A 16,729-nucleotide genomic window follows, 5' to 3' on the forward strand; every position below is an offset into this window, starting at 1 on the left:
ACATTTGAAAAGCCAGCTGCATTTTGTGGCTGGCTTTTATTTTTGCCCACCCTTCAGCTTATCGTATTCCCGCTGCTCCAGCGAACCCACTTCGATCACATAAGCATTCACATATTGAATTCCCAGTCCAAGCCCCCAGCCTAACATCGGCCAAATAGGCCACGGAATGCGATTAATATCTTTATCCTGAGAGGATAAAAACCAAATAACCCACAAAATGGGGATTACTACTGAATAGGCCCCTAGGCCTCTTTTAAACTTCGCGCGTTTCTTCGCGATTGCCCACAATTGTACGTCTGTGCTTTCCATGATATTTCGTTTTTCAGTTTCATCATCTGGAGCATACAATAAAGTCAAATTCACCCCTAAAGCCTCCCCGATCGCATTCATCGAATACAAACTGGGTTTCCCTTCGTTACGTTCCATACGTTGAACGGTCCGCAAAGCGATGCCGCTCTTGTCAGACAGCTCGTTTTGGGTTAATCCTTTCGAGGTGCGGATTTCCTTTAATTGTTCTCCAAAATTCATGGGGCAAAATTGGGTTTAAAAAGTGGGGCAACAAACGCCTTTCTTATGACTTCTTTGCGTCATCTTTTAAAATTCTCAATCGCTCGGTGCGATCCATCGCAACTCGGCTTCCGTTTTGTCAAGCCACAAATGCAATCCGTGATACCGATACCTTTTAGGATGTACTTTTCGTTTTTCTCGATGCGCGACGTGCGTGTTTCGGATTGTTTTCCGTCTGAAAAAAAGCGGAGGTAGGCTCTTTGACGACCACGGGTTAATTTTTCAAATGCTGCTTTAACAGCGGGTTTCGCGGCGAAAATGGTGACTAATTCATCTGGATAAGGGATTTCCGATGGCTTCTCCATTTTCAAACCCAGTTTCTCTACTTCGATTGCTTCTAAAATATAGGCCTTAATGAGATCCTCTTTTTCCTGGATCTGCTCCACCGAATTAAACTTCATCCAGCGTCCTAATTGCGTGTGCTCACCGGGTTTAATTAATAAGCCCTCCTCGTCCTGAAGCAATGCTCCATTGAAAAAATTCAAAGCACAATGTTCTTTTAAACTGGAGATGGCAATGAGGTTTTTCTTGCCCACCATATACACCGGTGTTCTCCATTTATAGGTTTCGACCATCAAACAGTCCAGTAAGAGGAAGCGTAAATACGCCATCTCCGCTTGCCACTTGTCGGCACTTTGTATGAATTCGTCTACATTAGGGTCTTTCATCTGATTAGAAATAGGTTCGAATGTGCTTTCCTATACAAAGAAAGAAAAAACCTATGAAATCACGTGTTCTCCTTGCCTTGCTTTTTGCATCTGGCTCTCTATTTGCCCAAACACAACCTGTTTTAGTGGCGATGAAAGCGCCTACTTTGCGCATCGGCAAATTATCCTTTAAGGATTTAAACAAGAATAATAAACTCGATAAATACGAGGACTGGCGTTTACCGGTGGCGGAACGAGCGAAAGACTTGGTTTCGCAGATGACTTTGGAAGAAAAAATAGGCTTCATGCTTATCAGCACGACGCGGATGGGTGGAGATCAAGTTTTTGCTAATGGCGTTCAAGGAAACACGGGGCCTCGTCCTAAAATTACGGAAGGATTTAATGAGGAGGATTTAGTCCAAAACACCAACATGTTCACCCGCAAGCCGCTAGAGGCGCCGAATATGTCGGCGGCAGGTACTACAAAAGGGGTAACTCAATTTCACCTACGTCACTTCATTTTGCGCGCAAGTGCAGAACCTGCGATCATGGCGAAATGGGCGAACAACTTACAAGAATTATGTGAATCAACTCGTTTGGGAATCCCAGCGATCGTGGCTTCGAATCCACGTAACCACGTGACTACCGATGCTTCGGTAGGCTTAAGTGTGGGCCTAACGGCTTTCTCTAAATGGCCTGGTGAATTAGGTTTAGCGGCGATGCGCGACTTTACATTAACCCGCAAATTTGCTGAAACGGCCTCTGCTGAATGGCGTGCCGTAGGTCTTCGCAAGGGCTATATGTACATGGCGGATTTAGCGACGGAACCACGTTGGGGTCGTGTAGAAGGCACTTTTGGGGAGGATGCTGACTTAGCGGCTAACATGATTACCCAAATCGTATTAGGCTTCCAAGGTTCGAAACTTTCGTCTTCATCTGTGGCGATGACCACGAAACACTTCCCAGGTGGTGGCCCGCAAGAGGGTGGACAAGATTCACACTTCGACTGGGGTAAGTTTGCGCACTATCCAGGCAATATGTTCTCCTACCACGTGAAGCCATTTAAGGCGGCAATCGCGGCTGGAACTTCAGCCATTATGCCCTACTATTCTGCGCCAAAAGGCAAGGAATTCGAAGAGGTAGGATTCTCGTTTAACAAGGCGATTATCCGCGATTCCCTACAAGGTAAATTAGGTTACAAAGGAATTATCAATTCAGATACGGGTCCTATTGAAATGATGCCTTGGGGCGTGGAAAAATTAAGTATTGAGGAGCGTTACCAAAAAGCCTTAACTGCAGGCGTTGACATCTTCTCTGGTGCAGCAGACCCGACTACCTTGATCCAAGTGGTGAAGAAAGGTTTAGTTTCTGAAGAGCGCATCAACCAATCGGTGGCGAAATTATTAAAGGAGAAATTCGAATTAGGCTTGTTTGAAAATCCTTACGTGAATGTAGAGGAGGCGGTAAAAATCGTAGGCAATAAAGAGGCCGTGGATGCGGCTAATTTAGCCCTTCGCAAATCCATCGTATTAGTGCGAAACGATGAGAAGCGCTTGCCAATCGCGAAGAAAACGAAAGTGTATTTCGAGACCTATTTCCAATCAGGTCGTAACGCAGGCGAGGCGATCAAAGTATCGAAACCAAACTACCCAGGCCTAGAATTCGTGTCGACAAAAGAAGAAGCAGATGTCGTTTTATTATGGTTAGTGCCTTCAACTGGAGGTTTATTCAGCTCACAAGGGTCTAAAATTGATTTGAATTTGTCAGCGAATCGCATCGATGTGAATCACGTAAATGAGGTTTTAAATGCGAAACCAACGATTGTGGCGATCAACTACACGAACCCTTGGGTGATTTCTGAGATCGATAAGGGGAAGGCTTCTTCCATTATTGCGACTTTTGGAACTACGCAAGATGCCCTATTAGATATCGTGACGGGTGCTTATAATCCGACGGGGAAGATGCCATTCACGACTCCGGTTAGTCAGGCGGCGGTAGATGCAAATAAATCGGATGTTCCGGGTTATATGGAAGGTCCGGGATATGGATTGTTTCAGTTCGGACTGGGATTGAGTTATTAATAGAAGGGGGCTTAATCGCCCCTTTTTTTATATATTTGGTTCAGCAAATTGCGTACCATGAACCCACACTTCCCTGCCTTCAAACGGATCATTACGAATCCAGTGCTCTTTAAATTTTTTGTTTTCCAAAAGCTGTCCGCCGCTTTCTGGGCAGGATTATCGATAGCGCACTTCGATGAAAAATCGTGTGGGGTTCGCGTTAAGCTTTCGTGGTTTAATCAGAATCCGTTTCGATCGATGTACTTCGCCGTTGAGGCGATGGCGGCGGAGATGAGTTGTGGGATGTTGGCTTTTGGGCAGGTGTATAAACACCAACCAGCCGTGAGTATGTTGGTAGAAAAGCTAGAAGCCAAGTTCGTCAAGAAAGCGACTGGGGTGATTATTTTTACCTGCGAAGATGGCGAGGCTTTGCGCGATACAGTAAATAAAGCTTTAGCTAAACCCGAGGGTACAAAATTGCAAGTGACATCAATTGGACGTAATCAGGCAGGCGAAATCGTCGCTGAATTTGTCTTTACCTGGACCTTTAAAGCGAAATCCTTATAGGTTATATTTCAGACCTACCGTTCCGATAACATTTCCATCCGTTAAGGTATAATTACCAAAGGCTTTGGCCTGAAAATGTTTATTAATGTCATAAGAAATCGTTTCTGCAACGCCGGTTAAATCCCCCACAGATAGGTAGTAACCCTGAGACAAGAAATTCCATTTTTTATGGTGGTAATTCGTGTTTCCAGATACCAGCGTCACTTTAAAATCAGTATTCCGAGCATTTCCATTCAAGATAAATGACCCCACATTCCATTTCGAGCTAAGCGGATAACTTAAGCTTAATTCGCGGCCGAAGAAACTCGTTACTTTATAATCTTCTGTCATCTGAAACGCGGGAATGTGAATTCCGGCCGTAGCCTTAAATTTCTTATCTATAAAACGGTAACGCGTGAATAGAGCAACCGTCGTGGGAGTCATGCTTTGCACACGCATCATATACATCATCGCACCTGTTAATCTTCTTTTCGGATTTGTGCTCGCGTTGATGATGATATTGGGCTCTTTCGAAGTGAATGCGGGAATAAAAGAGAAGCCTCCCGTACTCATCTCGATGCTACCCGTTTGGGCTTTAAGCGAAATAGAAGCTAGGACGAATAGACAGATGGTTAATAATTGTTTCATTTTGATACATTAAATAATAAGGCGGTGCAAAGGTAGTGTTTTCTTTCTGAAAACATCCTATGGCCTTTTAAGTTATTATGGTATGCCAAAGTCCCCGATCAATATTGTCTGGTTTAAACGTGATCTCCGATTTACGGATCATGAACCTTTGTATCGGGCTTTGGACACTGGAATTCCCACCCTTTTAATCTATTTTTTCGAGCCCTCCCTCATCGCTTTCCCGGATAGCGATGTGCGTCATTGGCGTTTTATTCATGAGTCTTTAGTAGAGATGCAGGGCAGGCTGGAGGACCGAAATGGCCAGCTGTATTTATTTCATTCCGAGGTGCTCCCTGTGTTGCAGGCACTCGCATCCACCTACGATATTCAGACCCTTTATTCCCACGAAGAAATAGGGAATGGGCTCAGTTTTCAGCGGGATAAGGACGTGGCGGCGTTCTGCGTGAGTTCAGGAATTACCTGGAAAGAGACCCCGACGAACGGGGTTATCCGCCGCTTGAAATCCCGAAAAACCTGGCAGCAACGTTGGGAAGCAACGATGCGCAGCGAACCCTTTTTTCAACGAGAGGATGATTGGAATTTACTGACTTTGCCTGCTGATTTTTATGCGGCTCACAAGGGCCCTGAATTGCCATCGTCTTTTAAGACACGCAATCCCATCTTCCAAGAAGGCGGAGAATATTGGGGCTGGAAATACTTGAAAAGTTTCATTGAAACACGACATGTGGGGTATAGTTCATTGATCAGCAAACCAGAAGCAAGTCGCAAGGCTTGCAGTCGAATTTCTCCCTACTTAGCCTACGGAAATATCAGCATGCGGATGGCGCACACGTTTACGATGCAGCATTATAAAACGGCTCGAAACAAGCGTTCTCTTCAAAATTTCGTTTCGAGACTGCATTGGCAAAGTCACTTTATACAAAAGTTCGAAGATGAATCGCGCATGGAATTTGAACCGGTAAATAAGGCTTACCAAGGTTTGGAAAAACCGCGGGACCCTGCATTAATCGAAGCCTGGCAAACAGGAAAAACGGGTGTGCCTTTAGTGGATGCTTGCATGCGTTGTGTCGTGGCAACTGGCTATTTGAATTTTAGAATGCGAGCGATGGTCGTGTCGTTTTTTGTGTTTAACCTGTGGCAAGATTGGCGGGATTTAGCGCACTTTTTAGCACGGCAATTTCTCGACTACGAACCCGGTATTCATTATCCCCAAATCCAGATGCAAGCCGGTGTGACGGGCATTAATACCATCCGCATTTATAACCCAGTGAAAAATTCCTATGCACACGACCCGGATGGCGTTTTCATCAAAAAATGGGTCCCAGAATTAGCGGGTGTTCCAGCCACCTTGATCCATGAACCATGGAAACTAAGCGACATGGAACAGACTTTGTATAGGGTTAAAATTGGCGTGGATTATCCTGCCCCAGTGGTTGATTTAAGCGCGACGCGCAAGACGGCGTCGGATCAAGTTTGGGCGATGCGTAAAACACGCACGGCCAGAAAAGAGAGTAGTCGTATCCTCCAAAAACACGTGAACAAATGAGCACATTCCTAATATTTCCCCACCAACTTTTCGAGGAGACTTTGACTCAGGAGGCAGACGTTTTCTACCTCGTCGAATCCCATTTGTTTTTTAAGCAATATGCCTTTCACAAACAGAAACTGATTTTCCACCGAGCTAGCATGCGCGCTTTTGCGGATCGCCTTCGTGAGGCAGGAAAAGTCATAGAGTATATAGATTCACACGATTCCCGTTCTGCAGAAGTGGCATTAGCGGCATCTATAAAGGATGAAATTACCCTGTTCGATCCGAATGATTATTTGTTAGAGCGACGCTTGCGTAAGTCTGGCAGCGTTCGTTTTTTACCTAGTCCTAATTTCCTAAATACGGACACCGCCTTATTAGGAAATCGCAAGCCCTATTACCAAACAGCCTTCTATACCCAGCAGCGCAAAGACCGTGGCATCTTGCTAGAAGAAGATGGCAAACCGGCGGGAGGACAATGGACCTACGACTCCGAAAACAGAAAGAAAATTCCCAAGAATACGGTCATTCCAGCTCCTTTTCCAGAGGCCGTTCCGAACGCATACATTAGCGAAGCGGTCGCCTATGTTTCACAGCATTTCCCAGATAACCTTGGGTCTAGTGACATGCCCTTTTCCGGGGCTTATTATCCCGTGACACATGCGGAAGCGCAAGCTGCATTGGAATTGTTTTTAAGGGAACGGATGCACTTGTTTGGTGATTACGAAGACGCGATTAAAGCACAGGAGAAGACCTTGTTTCATAGTATTTTAAGTCCGTTGATTAATGTGGGATTACTTAATCCTGCTGATGTTGTGGCACGTGTCGCCACATGCCATGGCCCATTAAACAGCGTGGAAGGCTTTATTCGCCAAATTATAGGCTGGCGCGAATTTGTCCAATTGCTGTATCGCAAAATAAGCGTGCAGCAACGTACCACGAATTACTGGGGCTTCACGAATGAGATGCCGGCTGCCTTTTATGACGGAACGACAGGATTAGAACCCATCGATCAGACGATTCGTAAGCTCTTAAAAACGGGTTATAATCACCACATCGAACGCTTGATGGTACTGGGGAATTTCATGTTATTGTGTGAAATAAAACCCGACGCTGTTTATCGCTGGTTCATGGAAATGTACATCGACGCCTACGATTGGGTAATGGTACCTAACGTCTACGGCATGTCGCAATTTAGCGATGGTGGATTGATGACAACGAAACCCTATATCTGCGGATCCAATTACATCTTGAAAATGAGTGACTACCCGAAGGGCGAATGGCAGGAGATTTGGGATGGTTTGTTTTGGCGATTCTTAGATAAACAACGGGAGACATTCCGCAAAAATCCGCGTTGGGCGATGCTGATCAGTACCTGGGACAAGATGCCTTTGGAAAAAAAGCAAACACATTTAAACAACGCTGAAGTATTCCTAACTCAACTTTTTGCTTAATTTATTCCAATAAGAAAAGAAGCTATTGAACTCGCCAACTAATCCTGGAGCTAACGTCGGATGTGCTTCGCGCACCCCTTGAAAATGAGCATTAATGGGGTGGTCACGGAAAATTCCTCGCACGCGTAAATCCGAATATTCCCCATAATAGATCTGAATTCTAGGTATGTTTTCAGCGAGGGAAAAGATAAACTCCATTGTCCGTGGAGACATCGGATGCTTCTCGAAATGACTCGGCTCTAAGACCAAAATTCGATTACCTTCCTCGCCTTCGTGAAACGTAGGATCTAGGGTATAATGAGTATACACGAAGGTGGGAATATCTTCCTGAATCTCGAGTGCTTTCGTCACGGGTGGTGTGAAAAGAAGCTCGGCCTTCGCTGATTTTCTTAATTCCTCTGGCACCTGAAGCAAAGGCAATTCCTCGTAGGTACAATCTAAAAAAGTGCCCTGTTGCCTGCTGCCCGTGTATTTATTGATGTTTTCTTGGTTCACATAATATAGCTTATTGCTAAAAGTGCCCGCGCACCATTGCCAGCTCAAGGCATTACTCGCTAAATCGCCGTCTAATAAATGGTAGTACAACCAGGCCGCAGGTTCTGACCAATGGTATTTTCCCACATTGCAGGTGATGGCCGCCAAATACATACGCAGGTGATTATGTAAATAACCGCGTTGCGGAAATGTGGCCAAGAAGGTGTCCAACGACCGAATCCCGGTCTCCGAAGATAACACCGCTTCTGGAATTCCGCTGTTCAGCACTCCCTCTTGCGGATGACGAATGTCTGTAAAAATTCCATCCCCTTTTTGAAACCAGGTACGCGTATAAAACTCGCGCCAAGCTAATTCTTGTATGAATTTTTCGGCCTGTTCCATGCCAATTCCACGGTCTTTTAGCCGAGCTACGACTTGTGGAACGGTGATAAATCCGCGGGATAAATAGGGAGAAAGGTAGGATACACCACCGTTCAGAAAATTACGGGAGCGGGCATAATGTGCGGGATCGAATGTATCGATTCGAGCATAAACGGCTTCAAGTGTCGTCGGAAATTCCACTAGCGTTTGCTGATTTTATTCATACTGATGCTACGCTGCAGGGTGCATTTAAAACGGGGATCTACCGCAACGCGCTTTTGCAAATGTTTCGTTCCGCGACCCGTCATGCGCTTGCGCCACATGCGGAAGCTCGACTCCTTGCTATTCAATCGCATGAATTCGATGACCTCTTTTTCTTTCAGCCCAAACTGAAATTCAATCGCCTCAAAAGGCGTGCGATCTTCCCACGCCATTTGGATGATGCGGTCGATATCCTCGTCAGTAAACTTATTTGCTACGTCTGCACTTTTCACCACAGTAGATGATTTGATCCCAATTCTTCTCCCATTTCTTGCGCCAGGCGAAGGGGCGGTTGCATACGGGACAGGTTTTGGAAGGTAAATGTTGTTTCTTAACGCCTTGCATAAAAAAGGGCTTGCCTATGAAGACAAACCCTTTTCATCTAAAAATGTTTCGACTAGAACAACTTCTCTGCTGGAGGAGTCGCGCCTGCCATACGAATGTAAACCGTAGTTTGACCGCGGTGGTGTGTTTGGTGCTCGAATGCCTTATCAATCACTTGGCCACGCGTTACGTCGAAGCGATTGAATAATTTTATCATCTCTGCCCATTTCGCATCCGGGTAATTTTTAATCGCATTAATCGCAAAATCATACGACGCTAATACTTTCTCCGTTACGCTCACTTTCACAACATCGTTCGATTTTTCCAAATCTTTTACCGTAGGCGCAACTTCCGTAGCGGTTCCTACGATACCATAATTAGCGTCAGCGATGTGAAGCATTTGGCCTGCAAACGAACGCATTTCTTTCGTCGGTTTTAACGCATATCCTGATTCAGGCATCGCATCTAAATATTCCTTCGTATAAGCACGAGCGCGCTCCCAGTCTTTTAAAATATTCTCTTTAGGAGTTTGTGCTGTTAAGCTAGTGGCCATCGCTAGCATGGCGAAGAAGGTAAATAGTTTTTTCATTTCGTTATAATTTATAGGGATTGTTTACGCGTTTATTGACTGTTTTTACCAAATTACTTTTAAACGGACTTTTGGGAATAATTTTATCGTTTTTTCGAAGCTCATTCACGGTTTTTCGACCGGCAAATATTCCTCCTGATTTGGACTTAGGACTATTCTTCATCTGACAAATTATACGTTAATTCTATCGGCAAATATAGCACACTTTGCTAAGTAAATGTTGATATGCGGTCTAGGTAATAATTATCTTAGGGATAAGGTTATGTAGATATTCATCTTCCAAGGTTAAGTAGACAACTTTACCATTTTCAATGGATGCAATGTGCTTTGGCACTTTTCCATGAGCTGAGCCCTCCAATATATCTACGAAATCGAATTGAGAATAGACCCTGTTCAAATTCTTAAATCCTGCATTATACCTACGCTCTACTTCAAAATTAGGAACAAAATGTCCCCCATTTTCTACCCTAATGGCCACCCGTTTATTCGCTAAGTCTATTGACTCCAAGCAAATAAAAATCAAAAAAATCTCATACCCTTTGGCTTTAAATTGGTCGGGCCAAAACATAGGTTCATTATCGAAATTAGTTTCAAAAGCAAAATCTTTTCCCAATTCCCAGGCTTCTTCTATTTCAGTTGTCAAATCTGAAGATGCCAAATTGTGCGCCATTTGTTCCTTGATATCAATTTCTAATAAGGACTTATAGCGACTTAAGAAATGAAAATCATAATCAAATGGAATAATCGAATCCGAGGGAACTAAAGATCGAGAAAAAGAAGATTTGCCAGAGCCGTTACATCCTGCGATGACTAGCAAGCGAGGTTTATGCATGTTTAAATTGAGGTGCTACTAATGGGGATTTATTTGTAGTACCTGATTTAACATGAGATTCATAGACTTTTATTTGCTGTCTAACTGCTGGCATTGCTTTCTCCAACTGCTTTTGAAAAAAAGCAACACGTTTTTCTGTATTGGAGAAATCTTTCATAATTGAAGTATTATTGAATCACAAAATTACACTATAATTTCGGTATTAAAATCCAATATCCTGATAATTAACTAATTACACGTTAATCTCGCCACGCAAATATAACACACTTTCTCCGGCAATTTCCACGCGATTGCCTTTCAAGGTACATGTCAGTGAGCCGGATCTTTGGGATAATTGAAGAGCGGACAAAGTGGTTTTTCCTAAAACCGAAGACCAAAAGGGCGTCAAAGTGGTATGGGCTGATCCCGTCACTGGGTCCTCATTCACTCCACAAGCTGGGCCAAAAAACCGAGAAACAAAATCCACCTTTTCACCCGGAGCCGTCACAATGATCCCACGAACCGGGTGAATTTTTAAAGCTTCAAAATCGGGTTGTAGCGCTCGGATATCTGCCTCAGCATCATAGACGAACAAGTAATCCGTTTTGCCTTTGTAAACGGCGCGAGGGGCTTTGGAAAGTCCAGAACTATGAATGGGTTCTACATCGATTTGCGAAATCGTATCACTAGGGAAATCCAGAACGAATTCGGCCCCTCTTTTTGTCACCGTTAACAGGCCGCTTCTAGGTGAATGAAAATGGACGAAATCTCCCGAGTAGCCTAGTTCGTGAAACACCACATGCGCACTCGCTAAGGTAGCGTGTCCACATAAATCCACTTCCACGGTGGGGGTAAACCAACGAATTTCGTAACCCTCATTAGTAGGAACAATGAAGGCCGTTTCGGCCAAATTATTCTCCTGAGCGATGTTTTGCATCAGTTCATCCGGCAGCCATTCTGTTAAAGGACAAACGGCGGCGGGGTTGCCTTTGAATAATTGATTACAGAAGGCGTCGACTTGGAAAATAGGAATTTGCATTTGCGCGAAAATCGTAATAGTTGAAGAGGACAAGTTACGAATTTTCAGCAAAAATGAGCTTAGGCTACTTCTTCGTAAACGAGATCTAAATAATCATAAATCAAGTTGAAATAGCAAACCGCTAAATCGCCAGAAATGTTGTCATTAGAAAGGTCAAATTCCTCCGATTGGAAAATACAAGTCTCGAAAATTTGATCAATGTAATAATCCACATCAAAAATGGATTTTACTTTTGTCGAATACGATTCGAAAACAGCTTTTACTAGCTCTTTTTGGCCTTCAGTGAGATTTAAGGGCATTTCCATAATCAGATTGTTTAGGTGTTTATCTAATCAAAAATAACAGAAATACCCGCTTAACATTTAATCAAATAGTTAAGGAATTGGCTAATTTCTGTTAAAAAAAGACCAAAAAATTACCCTTCGAAATTAGCCAAATTGAAGGCTTTTTTTGACAAAAATGAGCCCCATTAAGTCTGTACTACATGTGCAATATTTAACAATTCGGTAACTCTCTTGTGGCTGATTTATAGGTACTTGCTTGCTTAACTAATTAAATAATCAAATGAAAAAAATTGTTCTATTCTTAAGCGTATGTTTTGCTGTACTTATTCACTCGAATGCAAACGCACAATACGCAACGATTCAACTTACAAACGAGGCTGATACGATTCGTTTAGGTGACAACCCTAAGACGGCAGTATCTCGATTGCTTACCTTTACCTATGATGCAAAAATGGAGGCCGCTTTTGCTCAAGTAAGCATGGATGCACATCATTTGAATCCATTCGACTTACCAGAAGTTATTGTAAATGGTAAAACGGTTCAGGCTAACATTTACTTCCCCGTGGTAAATCAATCTGCTAAATTCTATTTTTTCAAAGTGAGGGGATTAAGTGATTTAGTCGTTAACTCTCCTGTTGGTCAAAATAGTGCGAAACTTAGTTTTTTATTGAGCCCTGCACAATTGATGCCAGGTAAAAATTACATTCGAATAACAATAGGTAATCGCAACATTGAAAATTTAGATGATTTCGCCTTAACTAATCCAAAATTAGAATTAAGAACAAAAGCAAATTCTGATTCGTATACCGACTTTACTAAGTAATTTTTGAAACGATTTTTAGTACTGCAATTTCTTGTTTGTGTATGTGCCTTTCAGGTTCAAGCACAGCAAACCAATTCTCCTGCACCCATCCTGATTTCTGCACACCGCGGAAATACAGGACAGGCGCCTGAGAATACATTAGCGGCCTATAAAGATGCCTTAAAAGTAGGTGTTGATTATGTTGAAATCGACGTGCGCACAACACTGGATGGGAAACTCGTCATTCTGCATGACGCTACTCTAAATAGAACTACGAACGGAGAAGGGCCTCTGAAAAACAAACGCATTGTTGAGCTAAGAGAATTATCCGCAGGAAAAGGTTTTATCGAATTTAATAAGGAAAGAATTCCGACATTGAAGGAGGTGTGTCAATTGATTTCGCGATGGAATATTTGGCATAAAAAGAAAACTTATATTTATGTGGATTGTAAGGACGTTGCTCCTGCCCCATTAGTGGAAACGCTAGAAAAATACAAACTCGCAAATGAATCCTATTTTTATGGAAATGATTCCTTCTTGCTTTCGTTAAAACAGGTATTTCCCCAAGCGCGATTAATGCCAAGCCTTCGTAATAAAGAAGAAATTCAAACTAAAATAGCGTCCCTTCATCCCGCCGCTTTCGACGCTTCTTTTTTAAGTTTAACCCAAGAAATGGTAGATGAAATACATTCCAAAAACATTCGTGTATTCACCGATTTACTTGGTCCGTTAGATACCGAAACTAACTACAAGAAGGCCGCTAAATTAGGGGTAGATTTGATTCAAACGGACAAGCCTAAATTAGTGCTTGAAACCCTTCCCCACTAAGTAAACTCCTAGCGAAAATTCCCACAAAGCGATGGGGATAACCGTAATCGCAATTTCAGGAGCACGTTGATCATATAGGCCAAAAAGCACAGCCAAATCTCCTGCCACTAAGGTAAACGCCCCGATGATTCCGATGATAGGGAGAAGGCGGGGAACTAAACGACTTTGGTATAAAAGTATACCTAAAAGAAGGCCATTGATGGCAGGGATGAAACTTTGGCTTATCAAAAACAAGCGATCATAGAGCATCACCAAACCACGACTCATCACCGAAGCCTCCGCCCCGAACGTCCGCAGTTGCAAAACGGTTAACAACGCCGCAACTCCAGCAAAAATCAACGCCGCTTCTAATACACGAGCCGCCACAAAACCCAAAGCCAAGGTTTCATTTTGCTTCTTCAATACCGGATACAAAACAATCGCAGTCCCAATGCAAAACAAAGCCATCAGCAATTCTAATATCCCACCGATGACCACATCTGAAGTGGGGGCCGTACTTTGAATAAAAGTAGGCTGGTGAATTTCATGATACAACGACAGCGTCGGGATCGAAATGAACGTGAGCAAGTAGAGGATACCGGCTGCGAGGGAGGTTTTGCGGGATTGATTCATGAGATAAATTTCGGTATTTCTTATTTTAAAATGACGCGTTATTATTTAAGCGGCAAGTCTGCTATCTTTGAAAACAATGATCCATATCCGACAAATTTCAGTCCATGATTTACCTGCTTTGCAAACGATAGGCAGGAAAACCTTTGTGGAAACTTTCGCAGAGGGGAATTCAGAGGAGAATTTAGCGCGTTACCTTGCAGAAGGTTTTTCACATGAAAAACTAACAAAAGAACTAGCAAATAAGAATTCCCAGTTTTACTTCGCGGAAATGGATGGTAGAGTACTGGGGTATTTGAAAGTGAACATGGGTAATGCACAAAGCGAACAACAGGATCCAGATGCACTAGAAATTGAGCGAATCTATTTGCTGAAGGAATTCCATGGAAAAGAGGTGGGCTTGGCGCTATATCAAAAAGCATTGTCCATCGCGCACGAACGAAAAGCCGCCTATATCTGGCTAGGCGTTTGGGAACATAATCCACGTGCGATTCGCTTCTATGAGAAGCAGGGTTTCGTGAAATTTGATCAACACATTTTCCAACTAGGCGATGATGAGCAGACGGATATTTTGATGAAACTTAGTTTACCGAATCTTCTCGAAAAGTAATCGTGCTCCCTTCTCATCTGAAACAAATTCTCCATCCTGGTAAAGTAGATTCCCATTCACAAACGTGCGCTTCACTTTTGCGCTTAGTTTTTCCCCCACGACTGGCGCCCATCCACACTTGTATAACAGGGAGTTTTCCGTTACCTCAAAAGGCGAATGTGGAGCAACTTCGACGAGGTCTGCAAAGTATCCTTCCCTGATATATCCCCTTTCTTTTAGGCGGTAAATCTCAGCCACGTGATGACTGGTTTTCTCGACGATTTGTTCCACGGATAATTCTCCACGAGAGGCTAATTTAAATAGAAGTGGCAAGGTATGTTGCACGACAGGAGCACCTGATTTTACTTCATCATAAGTTCCGATTTTCTCTTCTTTGCTGTGTGGAGCGTGGTCTGAGGCAATAATATCCAAACGGCCTTCTTTTAATGCCTCGATTAACTGGCGTCTATCTTCCTCGGATTTTATAGACGGATTCCATTTAATGTAGCCTCCTCGCTTCTCATAATCTGACTCATTAAACCAAAGGTGATGGATACACGCTTCTGCTGTCACGCGCTTTTCTCTGATGGATGGGGAGGCAGAAAATAACTGCGCTTCGGCTCCCGTTGAAATGTGAAAAAAATGCAAGCGGTTATGGTATTTCGATTGAATAGCAAGCACCCGTTTAGTGGCGGTTACACAGGCCTCCGCGTTTCTGATTTTGGCATGATAAGACAACGGAATTTTACCTTCCTTCTCGTGGAAATAATGCTGGTAGTTACGATGAATAATGGATTCATCCTCGCTGTGTAAAGCCACCAAGGTCTCCGCACGAGAGAAGAGTTTTTCTAAATATTCCGGATTATTCGCTAAAATTTCCTGCCCATTAAAGTACAATCCATCATCCGTGATTCCGCAAACCGTTTCGTTATCCACCCGTAATGCCTCTTCTAAATTAGCGGCGGTCACTCCCATGAAGAAGGAGTAGTTTGCGCTTGAATGCAAGGCGGCGGATTGGTATTTCTGTTCTAATAATTCTCTGCTTAAGGTATTGGGGACAGTATTAGGCATGTCCATAATGGAGGTCACGCCGCCCGCGATGGCCGCTTTTGATTCAGAGGAAATATCTCCCTTGTAGGTCAATCCCGGATCCCTAAAGTGTACCTGGTCGTCGATCATTCCAGGGAGGAGGTAATTCCCATTTAGGTCGATAATGTCCGCATTGGATGAAGTAATATGCGGACCTATTTTTTCAATTCTGCCCTGGTGAATCAAAACATCTGAGGCGAACGAGGTTCCCTCATTGACAATTTTAGCATTTACAAGTAGTATCTTTTTCATTTAGCTGAGGCTCTTTCAAATCGATCATTAACGGTTCTTCCCAAACCTTCGTTTGGCAGACGTTCTACAATAATTAAATCCACGCCATCTTTTTCTAACTTATGTAAGGCGTCGTACATGTTAGCTGTCGCTTCCTCATAGGTCCCCGAAGGAGACAAAACGACGTTTTTGAACACTTTAGGGCTCGCAATTTTCACCTCCTTAAACCATAAAATTCCCACCTTCTTTTCCTGTACAGCACTCAACATAAAGAGTGGTTCATAGCTGATAATTAATTCGCATAAAGGGGAATAATGCTTTTTTGATCGACCCGGTGCTTGGTGGTCTGTGCCCGCCGTACGGTCTAAAATACGGCCTACTTTTTGTTGAATCGCTTCGATCGAAATAGCACCGTGTCGCAATAAAACTACCTCATCCCCTTCGAACGAGAGGATAGTGGATTCTACTCCCGCCTCGCAATTTCCCCCTTCTAAAATGGCAATATCAGGGAAATATGCTTCCACATGAGAAGAACGAGTAGGGCTAATTCGGTTATACGGATTTGCACTAGGCGCTGCGATGGGAAAGTCTAGCGTTTGTAATAAGTGTAGGGTTATCGGGTGGTTAGGTATTCTGATAGCCACCGTGGGTTGATGCGCGGTAATGCTATCGGAAATGAGTGGGCTTTTAGGTAAAATTAAGGTCAAGGGGCCAGGCCAAAAATATGCCGCCAATTGCTCCGCTTTGGGCGGAAAATGCGCGGCCACTTCTTTTGCTTTTTCTAAGGAATGTACATGCACAATGAGCGGATTCGTCTGGGGTCTTTTCTTCGTCGAAAAAATGGTCGAGATCGCCTGCTCATTAAAGATATTAGCGGCTAAACCATAGACCGTTTCGGTCGGTATTCCGACGACATCGCCTTGTTCTAACTGTTGTTTTATTAAATTTAAATCAGTCGTAATCATCGT

At 43.4% G+C, this 16,729-nt stretch carries 21 protein-coding genes; 7 read left to right on the plus strand and 14 right to left on the minus strand.

Going from position 1 to position 16,729, the window contains the following annotated elements:
- Positions 1–36: 36 nt before the first annotated feature.
- Positions 37–528, minus strand: coding sequence for a 2TM domain-containing protein (locus V7S74_RS05980; protein ID WP_406777864.1), 492 nt, complete (start codon positions 526–528; stop codon positions 37–39).
- 59 nt (positions 529–587) lie between these two features.
- A complete protein-coding gene (locus tag V7S74_RS05985; protein ID WP_406777865.1) occupies positions 588–1,235 on the minus strand; it encodes a DUF1801 domain-containing protein in 648 nt (215 codons plus the stop codon).
- A gap of 53 nt (positions 1,236–1,288) precedes the next feature.
- Between V7S74_RS05985 and V7S74_RS05990 the strand changes: the two genes are divergently transcribed.
- Positions 1,289–3,295 (plus strand): glycoside hydrolase family 3 protein, encoded by a 2,007-nt coding sequence (locus V7S74_RS05990; protein ID WP_406777866.1) that lies wholly within the window; start codon positions 1,289–1,291, stop codon positions 3,293–3,295.
- A 57-nt stretch (positions 3,296–3,352) separates the two neighbouring features.
- Positions 3,353–3,841 carry a DUF4442 domain-containing protein gene (locus V7S74_RS05995; RefSeq protein ID WP_406777867.1) on the plus strand — a complete coding sequence of 163 codons (489 nt, stop codon included), beginning with the start codon at positions 3,353–3,355 and terminating at the stop codon, positions 3,839–3,841.
- On the opposite strand, the gene V7S74_RS06000 is transcribed toward V7S74_RS05995, so the two are convergent.
- Positions 3,836–4,468, minus strand: a complete 633-nt coding sequence (locus V7S74_RS06000; RefSeq protein ID WP_406777868.1) for a hypothetical protein — start codon at positions 4,466–4,468, stop codon at positions 3,836–3,838. The two genes, V7S74_RS05995 and V7S74_RS06000, sit on opposite strands and share 6 nt — an antisense overlap.
- Before the next feature lie 82 nt (positions 4,469–4,550).
- Between V7S74_RS06000 and V7S74_RS06005 the strand changes: the two genes are divergently transcribed.
- Both V7S74_RS06005 and V7S74_RS06010 read left to right on the plus strand, forming a co-directional pair.
- Positions 4,551–6,014: a cryptochrome/deoxyribodipyrimidine photo-lyase family protein gene (locus V7S74_RS06005; protein WP_406777869.1), complete on the plus strand. Its 1,464-nt coding sequence runs from the start codon at positions 4,551–4,553 to the stop codon at positions 6,012–6,014.
- The gene (locus V7S74_RS06010) at positions 6,011–7,450 is read left to right on the plus strand and encodes a cryptochrome/photolyase family protein (RefSeq protein WP_406777870.1); all 1,440 of its coding nucleotides are present in this window, start codon (positions 6,011–6,013) and stop codon (positions 7,448–7,450) included. Before V7S74_RS06005 ends, V7S74_RS06010 begins: the two co-directional genes overlap by 4 nt.
- On the opposite strand, the gene V7S74_RS06015 is transcribed toward V7S74_RS06010, so the two are convergent.
- From V7S74_RS06015 to V7S74_RS06050, 8 genes are all read right to left on the minus strand, one after another.
- On the minus strand, positions 7,430–8,506 hold the full coding sequence (locus V7S74_RS06015) for an FAD-binding domain-containing protein (RefSeq protein WP_406777871.1): 1,077 nt from the start codon (positions 8,504–8,506) through the stop codon (positions 7,430–7,432). The genes V7S74_RS06010 and V7S74_RS06015 overlap by 21 nt on opposite strands.
- Positions 8,506–8,799, minus strand: a complete 294-nt coding sequence (locus V7S74_RS06020) for a TIGR03643 family protein (protein WP_406777872.1) — start codon at positions 8,797–8,799, stop codon at positions 8,506–8,508. Before V7S74_RS06020 ends, V7S74_RS06015 begins: the two co-directional genes overlap by 1 nt.
- Positions 8,774–8,911 carry a DUF2256 domain-containing protein gene (locus V7S74_RS06025; protein WP_252624661.1) on the minus strand — a complete coding sequence of 46 codons (138 nt, stop codon included), beginning with the start codon at positions 8,909–8,911 and terminating at the stop codon, positions 8,774–8,776. Before V7S74_RS06025 ends, V7S74_RS06020 begins: the two co-directional genes overlap by 26 nt.
- 52 nt (positions 8,912–8,963) lie before the next feature.
- Entirely contained in the window at positions 8,964–9,479 is a 516-nt protein-coding gene (locus V7S74_RS06030; protein ID WP_406777873.1) for a DinB family protein, read from the minus strand.
- A 232-nt stretch (positions 9,480–9,711) separates the two neighbouring features.
- Positions 9,712–10,311 carry a zeta toxin family protein gene (locus tag V7S74_RS06035; protein WP_406777874.1) on the minus strand — a complete coding sequence of 200 codons (600 nt, stop codon included), beginning with the start codon at positions 10,309–10,311 and terminating at the stop codon, positions 9,712–9,714.
- Positions 10,304–10,468 (minus strand): hypothetical protein, encoded by a 165-nt coding sequence (locus V7S74_RS06040; protein WP_406777875.1) that lies wholly within the window; start codon positions 10,466–10,468, stop codon positions 10,304–10,306. Before V7S74_RS06040 ends, V7S74_RS06035 begins: the two co-directional genes overlap by 8 nt.
- Before the next feature lie 75 nt (positions 10,469–10,543).
- The gene (locus V7S74_RS06045) at positions 10,544–11,329 is read right to left on the minus strand and encodes a PhzF family phenazine biosynthesis protein (protein WP_406777876.1); all 786 of its coding nucleotides are present in this window, start codon (positions 11,327–11,329) and stop codon (positions 10,544–10,546) included.
- 59 nt (positions 11,330–11,388) lie between these two features.
- Positions 11,389–11,634, minus strand: a complete 246-nt coding sequence (locus V7S74_RS06050; protein ID WP_406777877.1) for a hypothetical protein — start codon at positions 11,632–11,634, stop codon at positions 11,389–11,391.
- Positions 11,635–11,893: 259 nt separating this feature from the next.
- On the opposite strand from V7S74_RS06050, the gene V7S74_RS06055 reads away from it, so the two are divergent.
- Positions 11,894–12,436, plus strand: a complete 543-nt coding sequence (locus tag V7S74_RS06055; protein ID WP_406777878.1) for a hypothetical protein — start codon at positions 11,894–11,896, stop codon at positions 12,434–12,436.
- A 3-nt stretch (positions 12,437–12,439) separates the two neighbouring features.
- Positions 12,440–13,243, plus strand: coding sequence for a glycerophosphodiester phosphodiesterase family protein (locus V7S74_RS06060; protein ID WP_406777879.1), 804 nt, complete (start codon positions 12,440–12,442; stop codon positions 13,241–13,243).
- Here the strand turns inward: V7S74_RS06060 and V7S74_RS06065 are convergent.
- Positions 13,217–13,855, minus strand: a complete 639-nt coding sequence (locus V7S74_RS06065; protein WP_406777880.1) for a DUF4386 domain-containing protein — start codon at positions 13,853–13,855, stop codon at positions 13,217–13,219. The two genes, V7S74_RS06060 and V7S74_RS06065, sit on opposite strands and share 27 nt — an antisense overlap.
- 76 nt (positions 13,856–13,931) lie before the next feature.
- On the opposite strand from V7S74_RS06065, the gene V7S74_RS06070 reads away from it, so the two are divergent.
- Entirely contained in the window at positions 13,932–14,462 is a 531-nt protein-coding gene (locus tag V7S74_RS06070; RefSeq protein WP_406777881.1) for a GNAT family N-acetyltransferase, read from the plus strand.
- Here V7S74_RS06070 and V7S74_RS06075 read toward each other — a convergent pair.
- Positions 14,439–15,782, minus strand: a complete 1,344-nt coding sequence (locus V7S74_RS06075; protein WP_406777882.1) for a dihydroorotase — start codon at positions 15,780–15,782, stop codon at positions 14,439–14,441. The genes V7S74_RS06070 and V7S74_RS06075 overlap by 24 nt on opposite strands.
- A complete protein-coding gene (locus V7S74_RS06080; protein ID WP_406777883.1) occupies positions 15,779–16,726 on the minus strand; it encodes an L-threonylcarbamoyladenylate synthase in 948 nt (315 codons plus the stop codon). The genes V7S74_RS06075 and V7S74_RS06080 overlap by 4 nt, the downstream gene beginning before the upstream one ends.
- Between the last annotated feature and the right edge of the window lie 3 nt (positions 16,727–16,729).

The organism is Aquirufa novilacunae (assembly GCF_045310505.1).
In the GTDB taxonomy this organism is placed as follows: Bacteria; Bacteroidota; Bacteroidia; order Cytophagales; family Spirosomataceae; genus Aquirufa; species Aquirufa novilacunae.

Bases quoted from the DNA above. Each gene is read 5' to 3' on its own strand.
- V7S74_RS05980 (WP_406777864.1), bottom strand. From the start codon at position 528: ATGAATTTTGGAGAACAATTAAAGGAAATCCGCACCTCGAAAGGATTA.
- V7S74_RS05985 (WP_406777865.1), bottom strand. From the start codon at position 1,235: ATGAAAGACCCTAATGTAGACGAATTCATACAAAGTGCCGACAAGTGG.
- V7S74_RS05990 (WP_406777866.1), top strand. From the start codon at position 1,289: ATGAAATCACGTGTTCTCCTTGCCTTGCTTTTTGCATCTGGCTCTCTA.
- V7S74_RS05995 (WP_406777867.1), top strand. From the start codon at position 3,353: ATGAACCCACACTTCCCTGCCTTCAAACGGATCATTACGAATCCAGTG.
- V7S74_RS06000 (WP_406777868.1), bottom strand. From the start codon at position 4,468: ATGAAACAATTATTAACCATCTGTCTATTCGTCCTAGCTTCTATTTCG.
- V7S74_RS06005 (WP_406777869.1), top strand. From the start codon at position 4,551: ATGCCAAAGTCCCCGATCAATATTGTCTGGTTTAAACGTGATCTCCGA.
- V7S74_RS06010 (WP_406777870.1), top strand. From the start codon at position 6,011: ATGAGCACATTCCTAATATTTCCCCACCAACTTTTCGAGGAGACTTTG.
- V7S74_RS06025 (WP_252624661.1), bottom strand. From the start codon at position 8,911: ATGCAAGGCGTTAAGAAACAACATTTACCTTCCAAAACCTGTCCCGTA.
- V7S74_RS06030 (WP_406777873.1), bottom strand. From the start codon at position 9,479: ATGAAAAAACTATTTACCTTCTTCGCCATGCTAGCGATGGCCACTAGC.
- V7S74_RS06035 (WP_406777874.1), bottom strand. From the start codon at position 10,311: ATGCATAAACCTCGCTTGCTAGTCATCGCAGGATGTAACGGCTCTGGC.
- V7S74_RS06040 (WP_406777875.1), bottom strand. From the start codon at position 10,468: ATGAAAGATTTCTCCAATACAGAAAAACGTGTTGCTTTTTTTCAAAAG.
- V7S74_RS06045 (WP_406777876.1), bottom strand. From the start codon at position 11,329: ATGCAAATTCCTATTTTCCAAGTCGACGCCTTCTGTAATCAATTATTC.
- V7S74_RS06050 (WP_406777877.1), bottom strand. From the start codon at position 11,634: ATGGAAATGCCCTTAAATCTCACTGAAGGCCAAAAAGAGCTAGTAAAA.
- V7S74_RS06055 (WP_406777878.1), top strand. From the start codon at position 11,894: ATGAAAAAAATTGTTCTATTCTTAAGCGTATGTTTTGCTGTACTTATT.
- V7S74_RS06065 (WP_406777880.1), bottom strand. From the start codon at position 13,855: ATGAATCAATCCCGCAAAACCTCCCTCGCAGCCGGTATCCTCTACTTG.
- V7S74_RS06070 (WP_406777881.1), top strand. From the start codon at position 13,932: ATGATCCATATCCGACAAATTTCAGTCCATGATTTACCTGCTTTGCAA.
- V7S74_RS06075 (WP_406777882.1), bottom strand. From the start codon at position 15,782: ATGAAAAAGATACTACTTGTAAATGCTAAAATTGTCAATGAGGGAACC.
- V7S74_RS06080 (WP_406777883.1), bottom strand. From the start codon at position 16,726: ATGATTACGACTGATTTAAATTTAATAAAACAACAGTTAGAACAAGGC.